Source organism: Mycolicibacterium bacteremicum (assembly GCF_002086115.1).
In the GTDB taxonomy this organism is placed as follows: domain Bacteria; phylum Actinomycetota; class Actinomycetes; order Mycobacteriales; family Mycobacteriaceae; genus Mycobacterium; species Mycobacterium bacteremicum.
This window is the reverse complement of the sequence record NZ_MVHJ01000004.1, coordinates 68,066-92,385: the sequence shown is the minus strand read 5'-3', so window position 1 is coordinate 92,385 and position 24,320 is coordinate 68,066. Positions and strand designations below refer to the sequence as shown.

General features: G+C 68.5%; 26 protein-coding genes. 19 read left to right on the top strand and 7 right to left on the bottom strand.

All coding sequences use genetic code 11. From position 1 onward, the window contains the following. Together BST17_RS06155 and BST17_RS06150 are read left to right on the top strand one after the other, a co-directional pair. The gene (locus tag BST17_RS06155; RefSeq protein ID WP_083056196.1) at positions 1-1,026 is read left to right on the top strand and encodes an alcohol dehydrogenase catalytic domain-containing protein; all 1,026 of its coding nucleotides are present in this window, start codon (positions 1-3) and stop codon (positions 1,024-1,026) included. A gap of 238 nt (positions 1,027-1,264) precedes the next feature. Continuing rightward, entirely contained in the window at positions 1,265-2,581 is a 1,317-nt protein-coding gene (locus tag BST17_RS06150; protein WP_083056195.1) for an HNH endonuclease signature motif containing protein, read from the top strand. A gap of 101 nt (positions 2,582-2,682) precedes the next feature. Here BST17_RS06150 and BST17_RS06145 read toward each other — a convergent pair whose 3' ends face one another. Beyond that, complete coding sequence (locus BST17_RS06145) at positions 2,683-4,239, bottom strand: FAD-dependent monooxygenase (protein WP_083056194.1); 1,557 nt, start codon at positions 4,237-4,239, stop codon at positions 2,683-2,685. Between the two features lie 8 nt (positions 4,240-4,247). Beyond that, complete coding sequence (locus BST17_RS06140) at positions 4,248-4,700, bottom strand: MarR family winged helix-turn-helix transcriptional regulator (RefSeq protein ID WP_083056193.1); 453 nt, start codon at positions 4,698-4,700, stop codon at positions 4,248-4,250. A gap of 114 nt (positions 4,701-4,814) precedes the next feature. Here BST17_RS06140 and BST17_RS06135 point away from each other — a divergent pair, with 114 nt between their 5' ends. Then, entirely contained in the window at positions 4,815-5,219 is a 405-nt protein-coding gene (locus tag BST17_RS06135; RefSeq protein WP_083056191.1) for an organic hydroperoxide resistance protein, read from the top strand. A gap of 53 nt (positions 5,220-5,272) precedes the next feature. On the opposite strand, the gene BST17_RS06130 is transcribed toward BST17_RS06135, so the two are convergent. Both BST17_RS06130 and BST17_RS06125 read right to left on the bottom strand, forming a co-directional pair. Further along, positions 5,273-6,262, bottom strand: coding sequence for an agmatine deiminase family protein (locus tag BST17_RS06130; protein ID WP_083056571.1), 990 nt, complete (start codon positions 6,260-6,262; stop codon positions 5,273-5,275). 20 nt (positions 6,263-6,282) lie between these two features. Beyond that, the gene (locus tag BST17_RS06125; RefSeq protein WP_083056190.1) at positions 6,283-7,275 is read right to left on the bottom strand and encodes a nitrilase-related carbon-nitrogen hydrolase; all 993 of its coding nucleotides are present in this window, start codon (positions 7,273-7,275) and stop codon (positions 6,283-6,285) included. A gap of 103 nt (positions 7,276-7,378) precedes the next feature. On the opposite strand from BST17_RS06125, the gene BST17_RS06120 reads away from it, so the two are divergent. The 15 genes from BST17_RS06120 to BST17_RS06055 all read left to right on the top strand — a co-directional run bounded on the left by BST17_RS06120 (position 7,379) and on the right by BST17_RS06055 (position 19,786). Then, entirely contained in the window at positions 7,379-7,975 is a 597-nt protein-coding gene (locus BST17_RS06120) for a TetR/AcrR family transcriptional regulator C-terminal domain-containing protein (RefSeq protein WP_083056189.1), read from the top strand. A 94-nt stretch (positions 7,976-8,069) separates the two neighbouring features. Further along, positions 8,070-9,428: an LLM class flavin-dependent oxidoreductase gene (locus BST17_RS06115; RefSeq protein WP_083056188.1), complete on the top strand. Its 1,359-nt coding sequence runs from the start codon at positions 8,070-8,072 to the stop codon at positions 9,426-9,428. A gap of 10 nt (positions 9,429-9,438) precedes the next feature. Continuing rightward, complete coding sequence (locus tag BST17_RS06110; protein ID WP_083056187.1) at positions 9,439-10,503, top strand: ABC transporter substrate-binding protein; 1,065 nt, start codon at positions 9,439-9,441, stop codon at positions 10,501-10,503. Positions 10,504-10,520: 17 nt separating this feature from the next. Continuing rightward, positions 10,521-11,381 carry an ABC transporter permease gene (locus BST17_RS06105; protein WP_083056185.1) on the top strand — a complete coding sequence of 287 codons (861 nt, stop codon included), beginning with the start codon at positions 10,521-10,523 and terminating at the stop codon, positions 11,379-11,381. Further along, on the top strand, positions 11,357-12,130 hold the full coding sequence (locus tag BST17_RS06100; protein ID WP_083056184.1) for an ABC transporter ATP-binding protein: 774 nt from the start codon (positions 11,357-11,359) through the stop codon (positions 12,128-12,130). Before BST17_RS06105 ends, BST17_RS06100 begins: the two co-directional genes overlap by 25 nt. 44 nt (positions 12,131-12,174) lie before the next feature. Beyond that, the gene (locus BST17_RS29825) at positions 12,175-12,282 is read left to right on the top strand and encodes a cytochrome c biogenesis protein ResB (RefSeq protein ID WP_165762223.1); all 108 of its coding nucleotides are present in this window, start codon (positions 12,175-12,177) and stop codon (positions 12,280-12,282) included. Between the two features lie 56 nt (positions 12,283-12,338). Next, positions 12,339-13,430, top strand: a complete 1,092-nt coding sequence (locus BST17_RS06095; protein ID WP_276071266.1) for a YeiH family protein — start codon at positions 12,339-12,341, stop codon at positions 13,428-13,430. A 95-nt stretch (positions 13,431-13,525) separates the two neighbouring features. Beyond that, on the top strand, positions 13,526-14,473 hold the full coding sequence (locus tag BST17_RS06090) for an ABC transporter substrate-binding protein (protein WP_083056569.1): 948 nt from the start codon (positions 13,526-13,528) through the stop codon (positions 14,471-14,473). Between the two features lie 12 nt (positions 14,474-14,485). After that, complete coding sequence (locus BST17_RS06085; protein WP_083056181.1) at positions 14,486-15,172, top strand: queuosine precursor transporter; 687 nt, start codon at positions 14,486-14,488, stop codon at positions 15,170-15,172. 98 nt (positions 15,173-15,270) lie between these two features. After that, on the top strand, positions 15,271-15,936 hold the full coding sequence (locus BST17_RS06080; RefSeq protein ID WP_083056179.1) for a 5-oxoprolinase subunit B family protein: 666 nt from the start codon (positions 15,271-15,273) through the stop codon (positions 15,934-15,936). Continuing rightward, on the top strand, positions 15,933-16,811 hold the full coding sequence (locus BST17_RS06075) for a 5-oxoprolinase/urea amidolyase family protein (protein WP_083056178.1): 879 nt from the start codon (positions 15,933-15,935) through the stop codon (positions 16,809-16,811). Before BST17_RS06080 ends, BST17_RS06075 begins: the two co-directional genes overlap by 4 nt. A 21-nt stretch (positions 16,812-16,832) precedes the next feature. After that, positions 16,833-17,417, top strand: a complete 585-nt coding sequence (locus BST17_RS06070; protein ID WP_083056177.1) for a GNAT family N-acetyltransferase — start codon at positions 16,833-16,835, stop codon at positions 17,415-17,417. A gap of 206 nt (positions 17,418-17,623) precedes the next feature. Beyond that, positions 17,624-18,772, top strand: coding sequence for a uroporphyrinogen-III synthase (locus tag BST17_RS06065; RefSeq protein WP_083056176.1), 1,149 nt, complete (start codon positions 17,624-17,626; stop codon positions 18,770-18,772). Then, positions 18,769-19,479: a sirohydrochlorin chelatase gene (locus BST17_RS06060; protein WP_083056175.1), complete on the top strand. Its 711-nt coding sequence runs from the start codon at positions 18,769-18,771 to the stop codon at positions 19,477-19,479. The genes BST17_RS06065 and BST17_RS06060 overlap by 4 nt, the downstream gene beginning before the upstream one ends. Positions 19,480-19,525: 46 nt before the next feature. Further along, complete coding sequence (locus BST17_RS06055; protein WP_083056174.1) at positions 19,526-19,786, top strand: helix-turn-helix domain-containing protein; 261 nt, start codon at positions 19,526-19,528, stop codon at positions 19,784-19,786. Here the strand turns inward: BST17_RS06055 and nirD are convergent. Both nirD and nirB read right to left on the bottom strand, forming a co-directional pair. Further along, a complete protein-coding gene (gene nirD, locus BST17_RS06050) occupies positions 19,752-20,123 on the bottom strand; it encodes a nitrite reductase small subunit NirD (protein ID WP_083056173.1) in 372 nt (123 codons plus the stop codon). The genes BST17_RS06055 and nirD overlap by 35 nt on opposite strands. Continuing rightward, the gene (nirB, locus tag BST17_RS06045; protein WP_083056172.1) at positions 20,120-22,687 is read right to left on the bottom strand and encodes a nitrite reductase large subunit NirB; all 2,568 of its coding nucleotides are present in this window, start codon (positions 22,685-22,687) and stop codon (positions 20,120-20,122) included. Before nirB ends, nirD begins: the two co-directional genes overlap by 4 nt. 216 nt (positions 22,688-22,903) lie before the next feature. Here nirB and BST17_RS06040 point away from each other — a divergent pair, with 216 nt between their 5' ends. Continuing rightward, positions 22,904-23,329, top strand: a complete 426-nt coding sequence (locus BST17_RS06040) for an Hsp20/alpha crystallin family protein (protein ID WP_083056171.1) — start codon at positions 22,904-22,906, stop codon at positions 23,327-23,329. 145 nt (positions 23,330-23,474) lie between these two features. On the opposite strand, the gene BST17_RS06035 is transcribed toward BST17_RS06040, so the two are convergent. After that, positions 23,475-24,236, bottom strand: a complete 762-nt coding sequence (locus BST17_RS06035; RefSeq protein ID WP_083056170.1) for an isocitrate lyase/PEP mutase family protein — start codon at positions 24,234-24,236, stop codon at positions 23,475-23,477. Positions 24,237-24,320 lie beyond the last annotated feature (84 nt).

Sequence of the window (24,320 nt, the reverse complement as noted above, 5' to 3'; positions counted from 1 at the left end):
ATGCGTTCAGTAATGGTCGATGCCGAGGGCACGGTGCGGGTCGACACCCGCCCCGACCCGGTGCTGCCCGGTGCCGACGGCGCCATCGTCGCGGTCGAGTCGGCGGCGATCTGCGGGTCCGATCTGCATTTTCTGGAGGGCCACTACCCGATCATCGATCCCGTCGCGCTCGGCCATGAGGCGGTGGGCACGGTCGTCGAAACCGGTTCGGATGTGGTCAATGTCGCGGTCGGCGACCGCGTGCTGGTGTCCTCGGTCGCCGGGTGCGGGCGGTGCGCAGGATGCGCCACCCATGACCCCATCCGCTGCGTGCTCGGCCCGCAGATCTTCGGCTCCGGTGCGCTCGGCGGCGCGCAGTCCGAACTCCTCGCCGTACCGGCGGCGGACTTCCAATTACTGAAGATGCCCGAAGGCATCACCACCGAGCAGGCGCTGCTGCTCACCGACAACCTGGCCACCGGGTGGGCGGCGGCGCTGCGCGCCGACATCCCGATCGGCGGCACCGTTGCCGTGATCGGGTTGGGATCGGTCGGCATGTGCGCCCTGCGCAGCGCGCTGACCCTCGGCGCCGCGACCGTATACGCCGTCGACCCGGTGCAGACCCGCCGCGACCGCGCCGCCGTATGGGGCGCCATTCCGATCAGTCCCCCGGCGGTACAGGCTGTTCGAGAAGCCACCGGCGGCCTCGGCGTGGACGCCGTCATCGATGCCGTCGGCACCGATACCACCATCAACGACGCCATCGACACCGTCCGGACCGGCGGTACGGTGTCGATCGTCGGCGTGCACGATCTGCAGCCCTACCCGCTGCCCGCACTGGGCTGTCTGATCCGCAGCCTGACCATCCGATTGACCACCGCCCCTGTCCAGCAGACCTGGCCCGCGCTGATCCCGCTGCTCCAGGCCGGCCGGCTCGATGTCGACGGTATCTTCACCACCACAATCCCGTTGGACGAGGCGGCCGCCGGGTATGCCACTGCCATGGCCCGCGATGGGGATCACCTGAAGGTACAGCTGATCCCCTGAGCCCGGGCACGTCTGCCATCGGGCGATCGGCGCCGAGAACGCCTCGAGATTTCCTTGCACATCTATTCGAACATATGTACGATAGAGGACAAGTTCGAATGCAACATCGCTCCCGATCTCCATCCGGTGAGCGCCAGACCGTGGCCCCGGTCGCGGCGAGGTTGCCTGGTCCTGCGGGGCCGGGCATGTGTTGCCTCATCGTGCCCTCGGGCACCGAGTGTGAAAGCCGGTATCCATCATGGACGCCACCCGTTTCGAGTGCTTTGTTGATGAGTTGATCGATGCCCTCACCCCGGCGGATGTGCCCGAAGATGATGTGGGGCGGATGCTGTTTCACCTCTTGGAGTGTCCGCGGCGGATTGTCGACGAGGAACCGCTGCTGGCAGTGCTGGCCGGGGCGGTGACCGTGCGCAACCTGGCCGACCATGTCATCGCATCGGCGGTGGCCGCTGCGGAGCGGGCCGGGATCCCGGCCCGGCGGCACCTCAAGACCGGCACCGATCTACTGACCCTGCTGGGGATGGCCCCCGGTGCGGCGGTACGGGCCGTGCGGGTGGGGCGCGCCGCGCATCTGCTGCCGGCGCTGACGACGGCGCAGCGGTTGGGTGGGATCGGCATCGAGTTCGCCGATGCCGTCGGAAGAGGCGTGGCGCATATCGATGCCAGAACCGAACTCTCAGAACAGGATCGGTCGAGTGTGGTGACGAAGCTGATGACCCAGACCACCCCGGCTGAGGTCGCCCGGAAGGCCCGAGGGATCGCCATCGACAAAGTCGGGGCGCAGCCGGCCGAGACCCGGGCGGTGCCGGTCGCCGAGGACGCCGACCTCAACGAGATGACGCTGGCGCAGACCGACGAAGGACGAACCGCCGCCACATTGGACCTTGATCTGAATACCGGGGAGGAACTCTGCGCGGCGTTGGACCCGTTGTGTCGTCCGGTGCCACTGCCGGACGGCTCACCTGACCCACGGCCGATCGGGCAACGACGGGCGGACGCCTTCGGGCAGATCCTGCGGACCTACCTGGCGCATTCGGACCGGCCGCTGTCCGGCGGGGTGTTGCCGCACGTCACCCTCGTTCGCCCCGCCACAACCGATGATAGGGCTGTGGATTCGCTCGGATTCGGTGGACCCGTCAGTGCTGCTACGGCGGAGCTGATCGCGTGTGACTCCACACTGACTCAGGTGATCGTCGACCACACCGGGGTGCCGCTGGACGTCGGGCGGGCGGAGCGACTGTTCACTCCGGCCATCCGAAAAGCCCTGGGCATCCGCGACGGTGGGTGCGCGCACCCGGGGTGCGTACGGCCGGTGTCCTGGTGCGACGCCCACCACATCCAACCCTGGAGCGAAGGCGGCACAACAAGTCTCGACAACGGCGTGCTCTTGTGCCGGCTGCACCATACCCTGATCCACCACGGTGGCTGGCGGGTCCACCTCGGCCGAGACCGTCACCCCTGGTTCATCCCCCCGCACGACCCGGCCGGGCCCGAACCGGAACACCTGCGCTCCCATAACCGCCGCACCATGACCGACCGACCGGTCGCCGCATAGCCAAAGTTCCACCGCACCTTGACAACTACACAGTGATTGCCCTTACGGCGGGGCCCGGCGAAGATTGCGTCGGCGGGCCCCGCCACGGCGAGCGTGACGCGTCAGGCGAATGTCCACTTCAGGAACTCGACCAGGGCGGCGCCATCGATCGGTCCTGCGTACCCGAGATGCCCGTCCGGGCGCACCACGAAAGCCCCTGCGCCCTCGACACCGTAGGCCTTGGCGAACTCACCCGCGCCGTCGCGGAGCAACGGCAACATGGTGGCCTCCACATCCGCCTCGGGATGCGCGATGACATAGACATCGAGCATCCCGCGGGCGGCAGCGACGGCACCGTCGACTGCTGCTTCAAGTTCCTCGAAACCCGTTGCGGTGTCGGCATATAGCACCAGGGTGTGCCGCGTCCCGGCCAGCAGTGTAAACAGCCGCACCGGTTCGGTCTCTGCGGACCTGGTCAGTCCGCGGGCATCCGGGGCCCGTCCGCCCGCACCGGGAGCCACGATGGGACTGTCGGCATAACTGACCAGTAGCTGCGCCTCGCGGCGGATGATGAAGTCGGGGTCGGTCGAATCGGCGCCGATGCCCTCCCGCGCGCTGCGCACGGTGCGCCCGACCACTTCTTCACCGATGGGTCGCCGTTCCGCGTCATAGCTGTAGAGCAGTCCGTCAGCCGCGTCGCGGAACACGGCCAGCGCCAGCTTCCACGCCAGATTGTAGGCATCCTGAATACCGGTGTTCATGCCCTGCGCGCCGGTCGGCGGATGGATGTGCGCCGCGTCGCCGGCAACGAACACCCGACCGCGTCCGTAGGCGTCGACGATGCGGTGACTGACCCGGAACACCGAGGACCAGCGGAGATTTCGGGCCGTCGTCGGCTCGGGTGACAGCCGGTCGAGCACCGCCTGGATATGGTGCAGTTCGGGTTTGGTCCCGTCGCCGAAACCGTGCTGCACCCCACCCGGGCCGATCGCGAGTTCCGGGGGCACCAACATCGACATCCGATAGCGGCCCCGGCCGGGCAACGGTATACAGACCAGCAGATCATCGACCTTGCCGTCGGTCTGATGCATGGCACGCACCGTGTACCCGCGCGGCAGCGACCAGTCGACTTCGACATCGCCGAGCATGTACTGCTCCTCGAAGGCGGCTCCCTCGAACGCCAGACCAAGAGTCTTGCGCACGATCGAATGCGCGCCGTCGGCACCGATGAGGTACTGCGCGCGCACCGGGGTCGCGTTGTCGAGCATCGCGGTGACACCGTCATCGTCCTGCTCGAAACCGGTGAGCCGAACCCCGCGTTCGATGCGTACGCCGCGCGCCGTCAGCTCGCGGCGCAGGATCCGCTCGGTGCTGTACTGCGGCAGGCCGACGAACTGAAACGGCACGTCGGGGGGCAATGTCAGCTCGATCTCACCGACCCGTTCCCCGTTGACGTACGCGATCTGGCCGCGGAAATGCACCGCCGCGTCGAGGATCTGCCGCACAATTCCCATCCGCTCGAACACTTCAAGCGTACGGGGCTGCACGCCAACGGCTTTGGCGTACTGGGGCGGCTCGAGCAGCGGATCGATGATCCGGACATCGACTCCGCGGCGGGCCAGTTCGACGGCGGCGGTCAGTCCGATCGGGCCGGCGCCCGCAATCAGTACGTCGGTCACGCGGGAAATTATGCCCCAGCGTCAGTTTCACGCACGTGTGAACGCAGATTGTCCCGTAGTGTCGCGATGCCCTTCTGCATGGCGCGCAGCTCATCGGGTTCCAGACCGGTGGCGGCCACCAGATCCATCTCCAGCCCCTGCTCCCGCAGGGCCCGGCCGGCATCGGTCAGGCTGACCACGACCTGACGCTCATCGGCGGTGGAACGCTGCCGGGTCAGGTAGCCGGCCGCCTCCAATCGCTTCAGGATCGGGGTCAGGGTGTTGGACTCCAAGAAGAGCCGCTCCCCGAGGCCGCTGACCGTCTGCCGATCCTGCTCCCACAGGGCGACGATCACCAGGTACTGGGTGTAGGTGATGCCGAGCTTGTCGAGGATCGGCTTATAGGCCTTGCCGTAGGCGAGGTTGGCCGAGTAGACGGCGAAGCACAGGAAGTCCGATAGGGGCGGCAGCTGCGGTGGCATGTACCAATTGTAGCGCGCACGATTTAATCGGGAATGATTCAAACGACGGCGGAGTTCTACCCAGCAGTCAGGCCGGAACGACCGACCGACGCGAGATTTCCCAAGGAGAACACCATGTCCGTTGTGTACACCGCCGCAACCCATACCACCGGCGGGCGACAGGGCGAGTCATACAGCTCCGACGGCAACCTGGACATCCAGCTCACCGCCCCCGGCGCCGGGGGCACCGGCACCAACCCCGAGCAGCTGTTCGCCGCGGGCTGGTCGGCTTGCTATCTGAGCGCGATGGGCCTGGTGGCCGGCCAGCACAAGGTGAAGCTGCCCGCCGAGACGGCCGTCGATGCCGAGGTCGACCTGGTCAACGGAGACGGCGGATTCTCATTGCAGGCCCGCCTGAACGTCAGCATCCCGGGCGTCGACCCCGAGACCGCGCGCAAGATCGTCGACGGTGCCCACGAGGTCTGCCCCTACTCGAAGGCAGCCCGTGGCAACATCCCGGTGGCCATCAACCTGGTCTGATCAATTCCGGCCCATGGCCTGGGGTACCCGTCGGTGCCCCAGGCCTTCGGCGTTCAGCGGGACGCGGGCTGCTGCTGGGTGATGCAGTGGATCCCGCCGCCGCGGGCGAACAGCGGCCGGGCATCGACCGAGACCACCCGGCGGCCCGGGTACTGCTCGGCCAGGATCGCGACGGCGTCGGCATCGCGCGGGTCACCGAACCCGCAGGCGATGACGCCCGAGTTGACCACCAGATGGTTGATATAGCTGTAGTCGACGAACCCCTCGTCATCGGTGAGCACCTTCGGTGCGGGCATCTCCACCACCTCGAAGCGATCGCCGAGCGCATCACGAATTCGCTTGCACACCAGCGCATCCGGGTGACTCTCGTCGGTCTGGGTGTGCAGCAGCAGCCTGCCGGGCTCGGTGAACGCCGCAACGATGTCGACGTGCCCGCGCGTCCCGAAGCGCTGCGAGTCCCGGGTGAGGCCGACCGGCAACCAGATGACCTCGGTGACACCGAGGGTGCGGGCCAGCTCGGCCTCGACATCGGCCTTGGTCAGGCCGGGGTTGCGTCCGGGGTCCAGTTGCACGGTCTCGGTGACCAACACCGTGCCCGCGCCGTCGACCTGGATGCCGCCGCCCTCGTTGACCAGCGGCGAGGACACCACCGGCACGCCGGCCAGCTCGGCGACGACGGCGCCGACCTTGCAGTCCCGGTCCCAGCGCGCCCAATCCTGGCCGCCCCAGCCGTTGAAGACCCAGTCCACCGCCGCCACCGAACCGTCGTCGGCGTGCACAAAGGTGGGACCGATATCGCGCATCCAGGCGTCGTTCAGCGGGACCTCGACGGTCTCGATGTCCTGGGACAGATACTGTTTCGCGAAGGTGATCTCATCCGGGTCGACCAGCATGGTCACCGGTTCGAACTCCGCGATGGCGTGTGCGACGGCCGCCCAGGTGGCACGCGCCTCGTGTTGCTCGTCGGCGCTGTCACCAAGGGAGTAGCCCGCGGACGGGAAGGCCATCCATACCCGGTCCTGCGGGGCACCTTCGGCCGGCATCACATAACGCGCCTGCCCGCTCACTTCACGACCGCCGTCGCCGCGTGGCCGTCACCGTACGGGCGCTCGACGTCCACCGGCGCGGTCAGCCGTCCGTAGGTGTCCGGACGACGGGTCAACAGGAACGGGAAGAGCTCGAGCCAGTCGCGGCGCTGATCCAGATCCAGATCCGCGACGAGCACCGCCTCCTCGTCACGCGGTGCCGACACCAGCACCCGCCCATACGGATCCGAGATGAACGACGATCCGTAGAAGGACAGCGCGCCCTCGTCACCGGTCCGGTTGGGCACCACCATGAACAACCCGTTGCTGATGCCATGCCCGACGATGACGTGCTGCCACAACGGTTGGGTGTCGAAATCGGGGAACACCGGCTCGGACCCGATGGCCGTCGGGTAGACGACGATCTCCGCGCCGCCGAGCGCGTAGTTGCGGGCCACCTCGGGGAACCATTCGTCCCAGCAGGTCGGCATGCCCAGACGCGCGCCGAGACCGCCCGGGTTGTAGACCGGGTAGGGCTCGTCCGCGGGGGACTGCCCGGGACCCGGGCGGAAGTAGGTGTCCTCGTAGTAGCCGGCCGAGATCGGGATGTGCAACTTGCGGGTGCGCCCGACCAGTTCACCGCCTGGTGACACCAGAATCGCGGTGTTGAACCCGAGACCATCTGCCTGCGGCGCCTTTTCGTACAGCGATGCGTGCACGAAGATCCCGTGCCGGCGCGCCGCCTCGGCCGCCATGGCGAATGTCGGGCCGCCCAACAGATCTTCGGCCGAGTCACCGGGATTCGGACCCGCCTGGATATCGGCCGGATAACGCAGCAGGGTGATCTCGGGCAGGAACACCACCGCGGCACCGGCGTCGGCCGCGCGGGCGATACCCCCGGCGAGCACACGCACCAACTCGTCGGCATCGGGGCGCCAGCGGTGCTGCACCAGCGCGACGCGCAGCGGTGGCCGCTGCGACGGCGTGGTCCGCGACAGGGGTTGAGCGGGCTCGGCGGTCAGAACCTGCATGTCGACACTCCTAAAACGAATTAGTTTCGTTTATTGTGTGACCAACAGCCGCCGTTGTAAAGAGCAGAATCGACATCGCCGTGACGACCGGAGGGGCAGAACTGTGGGGCGACCCAAGCTAGCGATTCTCTCGCCCGACCGAATCGCCGATGCCGCAATGGATCTGGTCGAATCGACGGGCGGGTTCACCATCCCCGAGCTGGCCCGCACACTGAAGGTCAGCCCGTCCTCGCTGTACAACCACGTCACCGGACGCGAACAGATCATCGAACTGCTGCGCGAAAAGGCGATGAGTGCGGTCACCCTGCCCGCGAACGAGGGACCGTGGATCGACCTCCTCGCCGACATCATGCGGTCCTACCGCCGCAGCTACGCCCGCTATCCGCGGCTCATACCGCTGTTGACCGCCCACCCGATCGGCAGCACACACGCCGTCAGCATGTACAACGCGCTGGCCGTCATCCTCACCACGGCCGGCTTCGACCCCGCCGACACCCTGCGCATCATCACCCTCATCGACTCCTTCGTCCTGGGCTCGGCCCTGGATGCCGCCGCCCCCGAGGCGCCGTGGGGTTCCAGCCCCGAGGTCGGTCCCGAACTCGCCGCCGCGCTGGCCACCGGCATGTCCACGACGGACCGGGCCGAGGACGCCTTCGAGTTCGGCATGGCCGTGCTGCTGCGCGGTTTGGGGAAACACTGAGAATTTCGCTGATCCAAACTGTTCACCCGGCCCGCACCGCCCCGTCGAATGGAGTTGCCCCACCCGACGAACCGATGCGAGGACGTTCTCCCCCATGGCAGCGCAGCCACGACAACTGCACCTGAACGCGTTCCTACGGAACATCGGCCAGCACGAGGCCGCCTGGCGGCTGCCCGAGACCCGAATCTCGGGTATCACCGATATCGACCACTACATCGACCTGGCGCGCATCGCCGAACGCGGCACCCTGGACGCGATCTTCTTCGCCGACCACCCGGTGCTCAAGGACAAGACCGAGTTCCGGCCGTTCGACGCGCTGGATCCGTTCACGCTGGTGACCGCGCTGTCGGGAGCCACCCGCCAGATCGGGCTGGTCGCCACCGCATCGACGACCTACAACGACCCCTACAGCTTGGCCCGCCGGTTCGCCACGCTGGATCATGTCAGCAAGGGCCGCGCCGGGTGGAACATCGTCACCACCGCCAACGCGGCCGCCGCGGCCAACTTCGGCTACCCCAACCACCCCGACCCCGACCACCGGTACCGCCGGGCCGATGAATTCCTGCAGGTCGCCCTGCAGTTGTGGGACAGCTGGGAGGACGACGCCATCGTCGGAGACAAGGACGCGCCGCGATTCGTCGACCCGGCCAAGATCCACCGCATCGACCATGTCGGCGAACACTTCTCGGTCACCGGTCCGTTGGAGGTGCCGCGCTCGCCGCAGGGCCACCCGGTGCTGTTCCAGGCGGGGTCGTCCGAGCCGGGCAAGGAGTTCGCCACCCGCTACGCCGAGGCGATCTTCACCGCCCAGCCCACGCTCGCCGAAGGCCGCGACTTCTACACCGACGTCAAGAACCGGGTGCGCACCCACGGCCGCAACCCCGACACCGTGCACATCCTGCCCGGGCTGTCGGCGGTCATCGGCGGCACCGAGGCCGAGGCCCGGGCGTTGCAGCGCCAACTCGAAGAGCTGACGGTTCCGGACTACGGTCTGGAACAGCTCAGCAGCATCGTCGGCTTCCCGGTCACCCACGACGACCTGGACCGCCCGCTGCGCTTCCCGGACAACCACGACAACGCGACGCACTTCATCAAGAGCCGATATGCGTTGATCAAGCGGCTGGTCGAGACCGAGAACCTGACGGTGCGGGAACTGTTGCTGCGCCTCAGTTCCGGGCGTGGGCACCGGCTCATCGCCGGCACGCCGGAACAGGTTGCCGACGACATCGAGTTGTGGTTCACCACCGGCGCCGCCGACGGCTTCAACCTGATCCCGCCGGCCCTGCCCTCGTCACTGGCCGCCTTCGTCGATCACGTGGTGCCGGAACTGCGGCGCCGCAACCTTTTCCGCACCGAGTACACCGGTGACACCCTGCGCGAGCACCTGGGCCTGCCGCGGCCGACCAACCGATTCAGCGCCGGGACGGATTCCTCCGTGTCGGCCGCCAGCTAGGAGCAATTCCATGCGTCCGTTGTCCACCCTGTTCCGGCTCGCGGCCGTCACCGCCGTGACCGCCGGGGCGCTGACCGCGTGCGGTTCGGCCGACTCCGACAAACCCGGCGAGGCACTGGCCGTCGATGCGGCGCTGCCCATCGAGGTACCGGCGGGCACCAAGCTCGTCGTCGCCGACGATGCCAACCGGATGAAGACGTTGTTCGAACTGTCCGGTGAACAGGACAAGCTGACCGCCGAGGTCAGCTACGCCAACTTCAGCAGCGGACCGCTGCGACTGGAGGCCATCCGGTCCGGCAACGCCCAACTCGGCCGCGTCGGCGATGTCCCGCCGATCCTGGCGCAGTTCTCCGATGCCGGGGTGCCGACCGTCGGTGCCGTGCGCTACGACGGTCCCGGGGCGACCTTGGCCACCGCCCCGGGCTCGGGCATCGAGACCTTGGCGGACCTCGCCGGCAAGCGCATCGCCATCAACGAGGGCACCGCGCAACAAGCCATCGTGCTGCGCAACCTCAAGGCCGCCGGACTCAGCATCCAGGATGTGCAACCGGTGAACCTGGGACTCGCCGAGTTCGCCGACGGCCTGCGCGCCAACCAGGTCGATGCGGCCGTCCTCAAGCAACCCGACCGCTTCCGCTACCTGGCATCCACCGAAGGCAAGGGCAGCAAAGAGATCCCGAACGCACCCGGCGCGAACCCCGGCCTGTACTACGTCTACGCCAGCAATGTCGCGCTGTCGGATCCGGCCCAGGCGGCCGCGATCCGCGAGTTCGTCATCCGCTGGTACCGCGCCGAACAGTGGCTCAACGAGAACAAGGACGTCTGGATTCAGGAGTACCTGATCAAAGACCAGAACGTGACGCCCGAGGATGCCGAGGTGATCGCCGAATCCGATGGCCTGTCCAGCATTCCCGGATTCACCGACGAGGTGATCGAAACCCAGCAGGAGACCATCGACCTGCTGCAGAGCGCGGGCGCCTTCAAGGGCAAGGAGCTCACCGCCCGCGACGAATTCGACGTCCGCTTCGGTGAGTTGACGCCGGACGCCCCGCTGCCCGCGGGCGCCACCCAGTAACCGCCACCGGGGGACAGATGACCAGCACCCACACCGCACCGGCCCCGCCGCAGGCCACCACCGAGTTCCCGAACCTCGAACACCGCTCGGGGACCAACCGGCGACGCCGGCTCGGTCCGGGCCGGGCCATTCCCGGTGCGCTGGCGCTGGGTCCGCTGCTGCTGCTGGCCATCTGGTTCATCACCTCCGAGACCGGGGTGCTGGACCCGGGCACACTGCCCCACCCGTTCGACATCGCCCGCAGCGCAGCCGAACTGTGGTCCGACGGTCGGCTGCCCGACAACGTCCTGGCCTCCCTCAAGCTCGCCACGATCTCGCTGGCGATCGGTGTCGCGCTCGGCCTGGTGCTGGCGCTGATCTCCGGGTTGAGCCGCATCGGCGAGGCCGTCGTCGACGGACCCATCCAGGTCAAGCGCGCGGTGCCGACACTGGCGATCATCCCGCTGGCCATCATCTGGTTCGGCATCGGTGACACGATGAAGATCATCATCATCGCCACCAGCGTGCTGATCCCGGTGTACATCAACACCACCGCTCAGCTCAAAGGTGTCGACCTGCGCCACGTCGAGCTGGCCGAGACGGTCGGGCTGACCCGGGCCCAGTTCATCCGCAAGGTCGCCATCCCCGGCGCGCTGCCCGGCTTCTTCACGGGATTGCGTCTGGCGGTGACGATCTCGTGGACCGCCCTGGTGGTCGTCGAGCAGGTGAACGCCACCGAAGGCATCGGCTACCTGATGACCCAGGCCCGGCTGTACGGGCAACTGGACATCGTGGTGGTGGGCCTGGTGGTCTACGCGGTCTTCGGCCTCACCGGTGACTACGTCGTGCGCGCCGTCGAAAGGAGGGCGCTGTCATGGCGACGAGCACTCGGGAACTGACCAACGACTCCGCCCGCAGCAGTGCAGGTTACGGCGATCCGGTCGCCGCGGTCCGCCGGCTGTCCCGCTCCTTCGGCGACACGACCGTGCTCGACGCGGTGGATCTGACCATCCACCGCGGCGAATTCGTCGCCCTGCTGGGCCGCAGCGGATCCGGCAAGAGCACCCTGCTGCGCGCACTGGCCGGGCTGGACCACGGCGTGGCCGGCGACGGTGACCTCTACGTCTCCCACGATGTCTCGGTGGTGTTCCAGGATTCCCGGCTGCTGCCCTGGGCCCGGGTCCTGGACAACGTGACACTCGGCCTGTCCGGCCGCGACGTCACCGACCGGGGCGCCACCGTGCTGGCCGATGTCGGGCTGCCCGGCCGCGAACACGCCTGGCCCTACGAGCTCTCCGGCGGTGAGCAGCAGCGCGTCGCGCTGGCCCGATCCCTGGTGCGTAACCCGGCGCTGCTGCTGGCCGACGAACCGTTCGGCGCGCTGGACGCGCTGACCCGGATCCGGATGCACACCCTGCTGCAGGATCTGTGCGCCAAGTACCGTCCCGGCGTGCTGCTGGTGACCCATGACGTCGACGAGGCGGTGGCACTGGCCGACCGCGTGCTGGTGCTCGATGGCGGCCGGTTCGTCGCCGACCGGACCCTGGACTTCCACGGCGAGGCCGAACGCAACTATCGCAACCCGCAATTCGTCGCGCACCGGGAGGCGCTGCTGAGCGCGCTCGGAGTCACGTTCGACTCGCACTGAGCGCAACCCCTGACCCTCCCACCCGTCCGCCCTATGGTCGGCGAATGGCTCAACCCGCGAAGTTGAACGAGGACTGGCTGGCCGTCATCGCCGGTCTCACCCTGCTGGCGCTGGTACTGGTGGGGGCGATCCCGGGCAGTGTGATCCCGTGACCGAGACTGCGAGCGCGAGCGCGCCCGCGGAGCGCACCGACGAGCGGACCGCCAAACTGCCCTACGCGATCGCCGGCGTCCTGGTGGTCATCGCGCTGGGGGCGGCCACCCGGTTCTTCGAACAGCAGGTGCCCGGCTGGGCGGCCGACACCCCGCTGGCCAAGGTCGCCAAGTCGATCGAGTTCCCGGTCTACGCCATCGCGCTCGGCCTGATCGGTAACGTCATCCTGTCGAAATTGGCGCTGCGCGAGGCACTCTCGCGGGGTTTCCGCACCGAGTTCTTCATCAAGACCGGGCTGGTCCTGCTCGGCGCCTCGATCAACCTCAAGCTGCTGGTCACCGCCGCCGGGCCGGCGATCATCCAGGCGCTGCTACTGATCAGCATCGTCTTCGGGTTCACCTGGTGGCTGGGCGGCCGGCTGGGGCTGGACGACAAGCTGCGCGCCCTGCTGGCCTCGGCGGTGTCGATCTGCGGTGTCAGCGCCGCCATCGCCGCGGCCGGCGCGGTCCAGGCCAAACGCGAGCAGCTGGCCTACGCCGCCTCGTTGGTGATCATCTTCGCGCTGCCCTCGATCTTTCTGCTGCCGTGGCTGGCTTCGGTGTTCGGGCTGCCCGACGCCGTCGCCGGCGCCTGGATCGGCGGCAACATCGACACCACCGCCGCCGTCGCCGCAGCCGGCGCGATCGCCGGTGAGGACGCGCTGCAGATCGCCACCATCGTCAAGACGACCCAGAACGCGCTCATCGGCATCGTGGCGATCGCATTGACCGCCTACTTCGCGCTGAAGGTGGAGCGAAAGAGCTGGGCCGGGGCGAGCGAAGCGACGGGAAATGACACAGCGGCCCGCCCCTCGCTGCGCGAATTCTGGGACCGATTCCCCAAATTCGTGCTCGGGTTCATCGCGGCCTCGGTGATCGGCACGCTGTACCTGCAGTTCGGCGGCGACAAGGTCGACATCGCCACCGTCAACGATCTGCGGACCTGGTTCCTGATCTTCGCGTTCGTCGCGATCGGGCTGGAGTTCTCGCTGCGCGGTCTGCGCGAGGCAGGGTGGCGCCCGATTGCGCTGTTCGCCTCGGCGACCGTGGTCAACATCGTGGTCGCGCTGGGCCTGGCGCTGCTGCTGTTCGGCAATTTCACGGTGTAGCCGGCCCGCGAGGGAGCGCAAAGTCCGCACGGCACCGGCGTGTCATGGTGCAGACACGCTCGCTCGCCGGGGAGAACAGCGGTTACGCTCACGGCGTGCCGACACCCTGGTCCCGGCGAGCCTTTCTGCTGGCGCTTGCCGCCGGGTCGGCGGCCGCGGCCACCGCGTGCACATCTGAGCCGCCGACCGGCGCCGTCGCCGACGACGGGTCGGTCACCGTCACCCACGCCTTCGGTGAGACCCGCATCCCCGCCGCACCGACCCGCGTCGTCAGCGCCGGACTGACCGGCCAGGACTGCCTGCTGGCGGTCGGCGTCGTCCCCGTCGGGGTGACCGAATGGTTCGGCGGGCAGCCGTTCGCGACGTGGCCGTGGGCGCTGCCCGCACTCGGGGCCGCCCAGCCCGCCGTGCTCAACCTCGACAACGGCATCAACTTCGAGGCCATCACCGCGCTGAACCCCGATCTCATCATCGCCACCAACGCCGGCCTGGACCGCGCGACCTATGACCGGTTGTCCGGCGTGGCGCCGACCATCGCCCAGTCCGGGACGCAGGCCTTCTTCGAACCGTGGAAGGACCAGGCCACCGCCATCGGCGCCGCCGTGTTCAAGCACGACCAGATGCAGCAGCTGATCACCGACATCGACACCCGGTTCACCACGGCGGCCACCGCAAACCCCGCATTCAAGGACAAGCGGGCGCTGCTGCTGCAGGGCAGCCTGGACGGTGGCGATCTGGTGACGACACCACCGGGCTGGCGCACCGAGTTCCTGACCCAGCTCGGATTCCAGGTACCCGAGACCGACCCGACGGTGCCGCGGGACCGGATGGCGCAGGTGCTCGGGGAGGCCGATGTGCTGATCTGGTGCGCCGACGATCCCGAGATCGCGGCGCTGACCGCGGACCCCCTCGTCGCCGAGCAGGGCACCCGCAACGTGTTCACCGGCCGCGACCTGGCCGCCGCGATCGCGTTCAGCTCGCCGTTGTCGCTGCCCGCGGTGGCCGACCAGCTGCCACCGCTGCTGACGCCCGCGTTGGCCTGAGAAGATATCCGGGTGAGCAGCCCGACCGACACCGAACACCGTCCCTCCTACGCGCAGGTCGGTTCGGCCTACTATCCGATCTTCGTGGCGGTGTTCACCGCGCTGGTGATCATCTCCAACGTCACCGCCACCAAGGGTGTCGAGTTCGGCCCGATCATCACCGACGGCGGGTTCATCGTCTTCCCGCTGACCTACGTCATCGGTGACGTGCTGTCGGAGGTCTACGGTTTCAAGGCCGCACGACGCGCCATCTTCACCGGGTTCGCGATGAATGCGCTTGCCGCCGCCGCATTCTGGGCGACGGTCTATCTGCCGGCCGCCGATTTCTACCCCAACCAGGAGCACCTGGAGAACATCGTCAGCGCCTACACCGGGCTGATCATCGCCGGGATGGCCGGGTTCCTCGTCGGGCAGACCCTGAACGCCTGGTCGCTGGTGCTGATCAAGGAGCGGACCAAGGAGAAGCACCTGTGGGCGCGGCTGGTCGGGTCGACGTTCATCGGCCAGCTCGGCGACACCGTGGTGTTCTGCGCGATCGCGGCCGGCGTCATCGGCATCACCTCGTTCACCGATTTCCTGATCTACACCGCGCAGGGCTGGTTCTACAAGACCATCGTCGAGGTGGTGCTGCTGCCCGTCACCTATCGGGTGATCGCGGTCGTCAAACGCCGCGAACCGACCTATCAGCCGGTGGTGTGAGCAGCCGAGGATGATGGTTGATGAACCGTTGTTAAGGCTCCTCTGGCAAACCCCTCAGACACGTCGAGAAAGAACTTACCCGGCGGTAGCTTCGGCAGATGACGGTGACATCGGAAGTCCACGTGCCCGGTGAGCTGGGCACCGTTCGCGAATACGGGGACCAGGCGCTGCTGCTCGAGTTCGACGGCACCGCGGCGGTATTGGCCTGGACCGACACCCTTCAGCACGCCGACCTGCCCGGTGTCCTGGACATCGTGCCCGCGTCCAGAACCGTCCTGCTGAAGCTGGCGGGCCCGCGATATCTGGCACCCACCCGGCAACGGCTGAAAACCCTGCGTCTGCGCCGCCCGATCGACGAGCAGGCCCGCGCCACCCAACCCGACGTCGTGATCGAGGTGACCTACGACGGCGCCGACCTGGCCGACGTCGCCGCGCTCACCGGCCTGAGCGTCGACGAGGTGGTCGCGGCACACACCGGCACCCCTTGGCAGGTCGGGTTCGGCGGCTTCGCACCGGGATTCGCGTACCTGATCGGCGGTGACCCCCGCCTGCAGGTGCCCCGCCGCGCCGAGCCACGGACCCGGGTGCCGGCCGGATCGGTGGGCCTGGCCGGCGAGTTCAGCGGGGTCTATCCCCGCGAGTCCCCCGGCGGCTGGCAGTTGATCGGCCGCACGGCGGCCGTGCTCTTCGACGTGACCCGCGCACAGCCTGCCCTGCTGACGCCGGGCATGACCGTCGCCTTCCGGGCGGATCGGCAATCATGAGCGTCACGCTGGAAGTGCTGCGGACCGGCCCGCTGGCCCTGGTGGAGGATCTGGGCCGGCCCGGCATGGCGCACATGGGGGTGACCACCTCCGGTGCCGCCGACCGGCGGGCGCATACGCTGGCCAACCGGCTGGTCGCCAACCCCGGTGCGCATGCCACCGTCGAGGTCACCTTCGGCGGCTTCTCGGCCCGGGTGCACGGCGGGGACGTCACCATCGCCGTCACCGGGGCCGACACCGATCCGGCGGTCAACGGAGTTCCGTTCGGTACCAACAGCATCCACTACGCGCGTGATGGTGAGGTGATCTCGCTGGGCGCACCGCACTCCGGGATGCGCAGTTATCTCGCGGTGCGCGGCGGTATCGACGTGGCCCCGGTGCTGGGGTCGCGCAGCTACGACGTGATGTCGGCGATCGGCCCGGCACCGCTGCGCGCCGGTGACGTGCTGCCGGTCGGCGACCACAGCACCGACTTCCCCGAACTCGACCAGGCGCCCGTCGGCGCCATCGCCCCGGAGATCCTGGAGTTGCAGGTGGTTCCGGGCCCGCGGGACGACTGGTTCGTCGACCCCGACATCCTGGTCCGCACCAACTGGCAGGTGACCAACCGTAGCGACCGGGTCGGCATGCGACTGGTGGGAATGCCGCTGGAGTACCGGTGGCCGGACCGGCAGTTGCCCAGCGAGGGCGCCACCCGCGGCGCGATCCAGATACCGCCCAACGGTTTTCCGGTGATCCTGGGTCCCGATCACCCGGTGACCGGTGGCTACCCGGTGATCGGTGTGGTCACCGACGAGGACATCGACACGCTCGGCCAGGTGCGGCCCGGGCAGACGGTCCGGTTGCACTGGTCGCGGCCACGCCGCCCGTGGTGAATTGGTGGTAGAAACGGCGGTGTGCGCAGTCACACGCAGGGCCAGGGCGCGGTCCGGGACGTCCACACCGCGCGGTTGATCCACACCGCCGATCTGGACGCCGAGACCCGCACGGATGCGCACCGGATGGTGGTGGACGCCTTCGCCGGCGATCCCGACGGCGCCTTCGACGACTCGGACTGGGAGCACGCCCTCGGCGGCATGCACGCCCTGATCTTCCACCGCGGCGCGATCATCGCGCACGGTGCGGTGGTGCAACGTCGGCTGCTGCACCGCGAGACACCACTGCGCTGCGGCTACATCGAGGCCGTCGCCGTCCGGGAGGACTGGCGGGGCCAGGGGTTGGCGACCGCGATCATGGATGCGTTGGAACAGGTGTTGCGCGGGGCGTACCAGGTGGGCGCGTTGGGCTCCTCGGAAGCCGGCCTGCAGCTGTATCTGCCGCGCGGTTGGCGGCAGTGGCGGGGCCCCACCTCGGTGCTGGCACCGACGGGCATCACTCGCACCCCCGAGGATGACGGCGGGGTGTACGTACTGCCGGTCGACGTCGAGCTGGACTTCGATGCGGAGCTGAGCTGTGATTGGCGGGCCGGGGACGTCTGGTAGCGCCAGGCCGCCACCTCACCGTCCGCGCCCCCGGGAGGTGAGCGGATGTTCACGGCCGGGTTATCGCCGGCAGTGCCCGCGCAACAATGCGCTCCTAACCTCTGACCGATGTCGTCCGCAGCCGCCCCAGCAGTCCGGCCTGCTGCGACACCCGCGCGCAATCGCGGGGTAACAGCCCAGAAACACCGACTGAATACACAGGTGACATGACTGAACCTGACTGGGCACCGCTCACCGGGTTCCGGGTGGCGGTGACCTCGGCTCGACGCAGCGAGGAGCTGGCCGCCCTGCTCACCCGGCGCGGTGCCGACGTGACCAGTGCAGCCGCCATCACGATGGTGCCGCTGCCCGATGACGACGAGCTGCGCGCCAATACCGAGGCGCTGATCGCCACCCCGCCCGACATCGTGATCGCCACCACCGGCATCGGGTTCCGCGGCTGGATCGCCGCCGCCGACGGCTGGGGCCTGGCCCACGACCTGACCGCCGCGCTGGGCAACGCCCGCATCGTCTCGAGGGGGCCCAAGGCCACCGGCGCACTGCGCGCGGCGGGGCTGCCCGAGGAATGGTCGCCGGAATCGGAGTCCTCCCGCGAACTGCTGCACTACCTGCTGGAGGGCGGCATCGTCGGCATGCGCGTGGCGGTGCAACTGCACGGCACCAACGACGACTGGGATCCATTCCCCGAGTTCCTCGACGAGTTGCGGTCCGCGGGCGCCGACGTGGTGCCCATCCGGGTGTACCGCTGGAATCCCGCACCCCGCAACGGACCCTTCGACCAACTGGTGCTGGCCATCGCCGATCAGCGCTTCGACGCCGTCAGCTTCACCTCCGCGCCGGCGGTGGCCGCCCTGCTGTTGCGCGCGGCCGATCTCGGTGTCGAGTCGGCGGTGCTGGATGCGTTGCGCACCAATGTGCATGCCATGTGCGTGGGCCCGATCACCGCGCGCCCGCTGGTGCGTCTGGGCGTGCCCACCTCGGCCCCGGAGCGGATGCGCCTGGGCGCCCTGGCCCGCCACATCACCGACGAGCTGCCGCTGCTGCAGTCGCGTCGGATGCGGGTGGCCGGGCATCTGCTGGAGATCCGCGGCACCTGTGTGCTGGTCGACGATGTGGTCAAGGAGCTGCCCCCGGCCGGGATGGCGACCATCCGCGCGCTGGCCCACCGGCCGGGCTCGGTGGTGTCACGCCACTATCTGCTCAGTGCGCTGCCGGGGAGCGGCAGCGACACCCACGCCGTCGAGACCGCGGTGCTGCGGTTACGAACTGCGCTGGGCGACAAGAACATCGTGTCGACCGTGGTCAAGCGGGGCTACCGATTGGCCGTCGACGAGTACCCGGTAGGGGTGTCATGAACCGCGATGCCTCCGCGGTGCTGGTGGCGCACGGCACCCGCAAACCCGGCGGGGTCGGCATGATCGGTCAACTGGCCGAACGTGTCTCCGACGTGCTGGACCGGCCGGTGCACGTCGCGTTCGTCGATGTGCTGGGACCGACACCGTCCGAGGTGCTCGACGGACTGCCCGCCGACCGGCCCGCCGTGCTGGTGCCGGCGTTCCTGGCCGGCGGCTACCACGTCCGCGCCGACGTCCCCGCACACGTCGAGGCAAGCTCACACCCGGCGGTGACCGTGACCCCGCCACTCGGGCCGGGCCCGGGCGCGGTGCGCGTACTGGCCGACCGGCTGCAGGAATCCGGCTGGCGCCCCGGCGATTCGGTGATCATGGCTGCCGCGGGCACCTCCGATCGCAGCGCGCAGTCCGACCTGCGCCAGACCGCGGCCATGCTGTCGGCACTGATCGGCGACCGGGTCGAGCTCGGTTATGCCGCCACCGGCGCACCCACGGTGGCCGACGCGGTGGAGGTCGCCAGAGCGCGTGGCCGCGGGGGACGGATCGCGGTCGCGTCCTACCTGCTGGCCGACGGGCTCTTCCAGGATCGGCTGCGCAACTCCGGCGCCGACCTGGTGGCCGAGCCGCTGGGCATTCACCCCGGGATGGTCCGTCTGATCGCCAACCGGTTCCGGCGCGCCGCCGCGGTCCGACTGTCCAGCGCCGCCTGACCAGCCGATTCGAGCCCGGCGCACCTGCTGGGCTAGGATCGTGCAAATGGCTTCGGTGGGGCACAGTGATCGTCTGCGCGCGCAGTTGGTGAATGCGCTACGGGATGCAGATCGGCCCATGACCACCGCCGAGTTGCGGGATCATGTTCTGCGGCAGGGTCATTCGACTGCCGTCATCGAGTCGGTGTATCGCAATCTCACCGTGCTGCAGCGCCGTGGCGATGTCGTGCGGCACCCCGGGCCGGGCCGGGACGCCTACTGGGCGATCGCCGTCACGCAGCGATCTGCACAAGACCGTCCGGCGTGATCCTGGTCCGGTAGACCGGTAGCGACTTCGTCGGATCATCAAGGCAGACGCCGTCATCCAGGGCGAAGGCCTGCTTCTTGATCGGTGTCTGCACACACGCCCGGCCGGCCCGGTCACCGACGATGCCGCGGGACATCACCGCCGCGCCGGAGAACGGGTCGATGTTGCCGACCGCGTGCAGCGATCCGTCGTCGAGGCGGAACAGCGCGGCCTGCGCACCGCCGGGCAGCAGCACCCCGGCCCCGCGGTTGGCCAGCAGCCGGTCCAGCGGGCATGCCGTCGTCCATACGGTATCCACCTCGGCGACAACATCTTTGCGGTCGTCGGTGATGGTCATTTCGCGTCCTCCTGCGGCGTGAACTTCGGCATACCGATGGCCACCGGCACCTTGCGTCCCGACGTCTCGGTGAACTCGATCGTCGGATCGGCCACCTCGGGCGCGTTGACGAACGAGACGAAGCGCGACAGCTTCTCCGGGTCGTCCAGGACGCCCTTCCATTCGCAGGCGTAGCCCGCGACGTGGCGGGCCATCGCCTCCTCGAACTCCGCGGCCAGCCCCAACGAGTCGTCGCAGACGACCTCGCGCACGTGCTCGAGCCCGCCGTCGAGCGCCTCCAACCACGGCGCGGTGCGCTGCAACCGGTCGGCGGTGCGGATGTAGTACATCAGGAAGCGGTCGATGTAGCGGATCAGCGTCTCGTCGTCGAGATCACCGGCCAGCAGTTGCGCGTGCCGCGGTGACATCCCGCCGTTGCCGCACACGTACAGGTTCCAGCCCTGCTCGGTGGCGATGATGCCGACGTCCTTGCTCTGCGCCTCGGCGCATTCGCGGGCGCATCCCGAGACCGCCATCTTGATCTTGTGCGGGGCGCGCAGGCCGCGGTAGCGCTTCTCGATCTCCACGGCCATGTCCACCGAATCCTGTTGTCCGTACCGGCACCAGGTGCTGCCGACACAGCTCTTCACGGTGCGCAGGGACTTGCCGTACGCGTGGCCGGACTCCATGCCGCCCTCGACCAGACGGCGCCAGATCTCGGGCAACTGGTCCACCCGCGCGCCGAACATGTCGATGCGCTGCCCGCCGGTGATCTTGGTGTACAGGTCGAAATCCCTGGCGATCTGGCCGATCAGGATCAGCTGTTCGGCAGTGATCTCGCCGCCGGGTGACCGCGGGACCACCGAGTAGCTGCCGTTCTTCTGAATGTTGGCCAGGAAGTGGTCGTTGGAGTCCTGCAGGGAGGCCTGCTCGCCGTCGAGGACGTGGTCGGAACTGGTCGACGCGAGAATGGAGGCGACGGTGGGTTTGCAGATATCGCAACCCTTTCCGGTGCCGTACTTCTCGATCAGCCCGGAGAAGGTGCGGATCTCGGTGGCCCGGATGAGTTCGAACATCTCGGCGCGGGACTGGCCGAAGTGCTCGCACAGCGCCTTGGACTGCTCGACGCCCTCGGCCTCCAGCAGCTGCTTGAGCAGCGGGACACACGATCCACAGGAGGTACCGGCCAGCGTGCACTTCTTCAGGCCCGCGACATCGGTGCAGCCATCGCAGATGGCCTCCTTCAGATCGCCCTTGGTGACGTTGTTGCAGGAGCAGATCTGTGCGATGTCGGGTAGCGCGCCGACACCCAGCGCGCCCGCGCCGCCGTCGCCGGCGGGTGCGATCAACGACAGTGGATCACCGGGCAATTCGCTGGCCACCATCGGGCGCAGCACACCGTAGGAGGAGGCGTCGCCGACCAGGATGCCACCGAGCAGGGTCTTGGCGTCATCGGAGAGCACCAGCTTGGCATAGGTCTGCTTGACCGGATCGTTGACCACGACGTCGAGGCTGTTGGGTGTGCGGCCCTGCGCGTCACCGAAGCTGGCGACATCGACACCGAGCAGTTTGAGTTTGGTGGACATGTCGGCCTCACCGAATTCGGCCGCGCCGCCGAGCAACCGGTCGGCGACCACCTCGGCGCTGGTGTAGCCCGGACCGACCAGGCCGTAGCAGCGGCCCTCGATGGCGGCCACCTCACCGATGGCATAGATGTCCGGATCGCTTGTCACGCAGCCCCGGTCGGTGATGACGCCGCCGCGCTGGGCGATCTCCAGACCGGCGGCGCGGCCCAATTCGTCGCGGGGACGCACACCGGCGGCGAACACGACCACGCCGGCGTCGATGCTGGTGCCGTCATTGAGGGTCAACCGCACGGCGTCGTCGTCCTGGGACTTGCGCAGCGGCTTGTTGCGCTGGGCCGGTGCGATGGTCTCGGTGCCGACGCCGGTGTGCACCTGGATGCCCAGGCCGCGGATCATCCGGTTCAGCAGCGCGCCGCCGGCGGGATCGAGCTGCGCGGCCATCAGATGCGGTGACATCTCCAGCACGTGGGTCTGTAATCCGAAGGCGCGCAGCGCGTTGGCAGCCTCCAGCCCGAGCAGACCACCACCGATCACCACGCCGACGGGAGTCTTGGACTTGGCCGCGGCCAGCGAGCCGGCACGGATGGCGTCCAGGTCGTCGAGGGTGCGGTAGACGTGGCAGTGCGGCAGGTCGTGGCCGGGCACCGGCGGGACGAAGGCGTACGAGCCGGTGGCCAGCACCAGCGCGTCGTAGCTCAGGCACTGCCCGTCGACGGTGGTGACCGTCTTGGCCTCCCGGTCGATGACCTTGGCCGGCATCGCCAGCCGCAGACTGACGGCGGTGTCGCCGGCGTAGTCGTTCCCGGGCAGCGCCAGCCGCGCGCGGTCCCAGTGTTCGGTGTAGCCGGTCAGCCCGACGCGATCGTAGGCAGCGTCGGCCTCCTCGGAGAGCACCGTGATCCGCCAGGTGCCGTCGGTGTCGCGGGCCCGCAGGGCCTCGACGAAGCGGTGTCCGACCATGCCGTGGCCGACCACGATCACATGCTTGGCTGCTTGCATACCGGTGACGGTAGAAAGCCGATATTGCCGCAATGTGCCCTCGTGTGAAGTGGCCGTCACGGCTTCCTCACATGTCCGCGGCGGAACGTGTGAGTGCTTCGCTGACGGCGAACGCCCAGCTGGAACTTCAGCGTGGTCCGCTCAAGTTCTATTTTCAGCGGACCGGCACCGGGCTGGTCGCCACGACACCATCACCACGAGTTGAGGAGACGATTCATGAGCACCACCCCCGTACGCACCCGTCCCGCCTCGCCGGTCGACATCTGGCTGCGCGACTTCTTCGGCAGCCCCGCGCCCGTCTCGGCGGACTTCCATCCGGCCGCCGAGGTGGTCCGCGACGGTGACGACGCCGTCGTCCGGTTGGAACTGCCGGGCTTCAGCACCGAAGCCGTCGCCGAGGACATCCGCATCGAACTCGACCGCGGACAACTGGTGATCCACGGCGAGCGTCGCGACGAGCACGCCGAGGGCCGCACCCTCTCCGAGGTCCGGTACGGCGCGTTCCGCCGGTCGTTCAAGGTGCCCGCCCAGGTCTCCGGCGACGCCGTCTCCGCGTCGTATGAGGCCGGCGTGCTGACGGTCCGGGTGGCCGGCGTGTATGCCGGCACCGAGCCGCAGCGCATTTCCATCACCACCAAGTAGGCAACACGCAACGAGGCCCCGCGATACGTCGCGGGGCCTCGTCGTCGTGCAGGCGGCGTCGTCGTGCAGGCGGCCGGTGAGATCGACGTTTCTGCGCGGTATTGCCCACCGAGAGCGCACGAACGTCGATCTGACGGCAGCGGCGCTACTTCTTCCAGGGGGTGACGAGTTCCTTGATGCGCTCGGTCAGGGTGAACTGCAGGAAGGGGCCGAAGCTGATCCGGCCGACGCCCAGCGGCCCGAACCGCGCGGGATCGTCGTCGGCCGGCAGTGCGATCGCGTTGACCGGCAGCGGCAGTTCCTCGACGAGCCGGCGATAGGTGTCGTCATCGTGGCGGCCCACCGGGTACAGGCTGTCCGCGCCGGCGTCGGCGGCCAGTTTCAGCTTGTGCACGGCCCGGTCGAACCGGTCGGACTCGTCACCGACCTCGCGCAGGAACAGATCGGTACGCGCGTTGATGACGACGTGCACGCCGGCCGCGTCGGCGGCCTTGCGCAGTTCCCCGATCAACGCGGCATGATCTTCGTCGGACCGGATGCGGCCACCCTCGGAGTGCACGGTGTCCTCGATGTTGAGCCCGACCGCGCCCGCCGACAGCAGGCCCTCGATGAGCCGCGCCGGCGACTCGCCGTATCCCGATTCGATGTCCACCGAGATCGGGACGTCGACCGCCCCGGTGATCTGGGCGACCCGGGTGACCAGATCGTCGAAACTCATGCCCTCACCATCGGGCTTGCCGACCGAATCGGCCACCGGGTGGCTACCGACCGTCAGCGCCGCGAAACCCGCGTCGACCACGGTCTTCGCCGACCAAGCGTCCCATACCGTCGGCAGGATCGCGGGGTCGCCGGGGCGGTGCAGCGCCAGCAGCGCGTCGGCCCTCTGCGTGAGGTCGTCATTCGACATTTATGACCCTTTCTGGGATGTAGACGTGATCTGTCTCACTCATCAACTGCGTGTTGTGGCTAACATCGAATGCGTACTGTGATC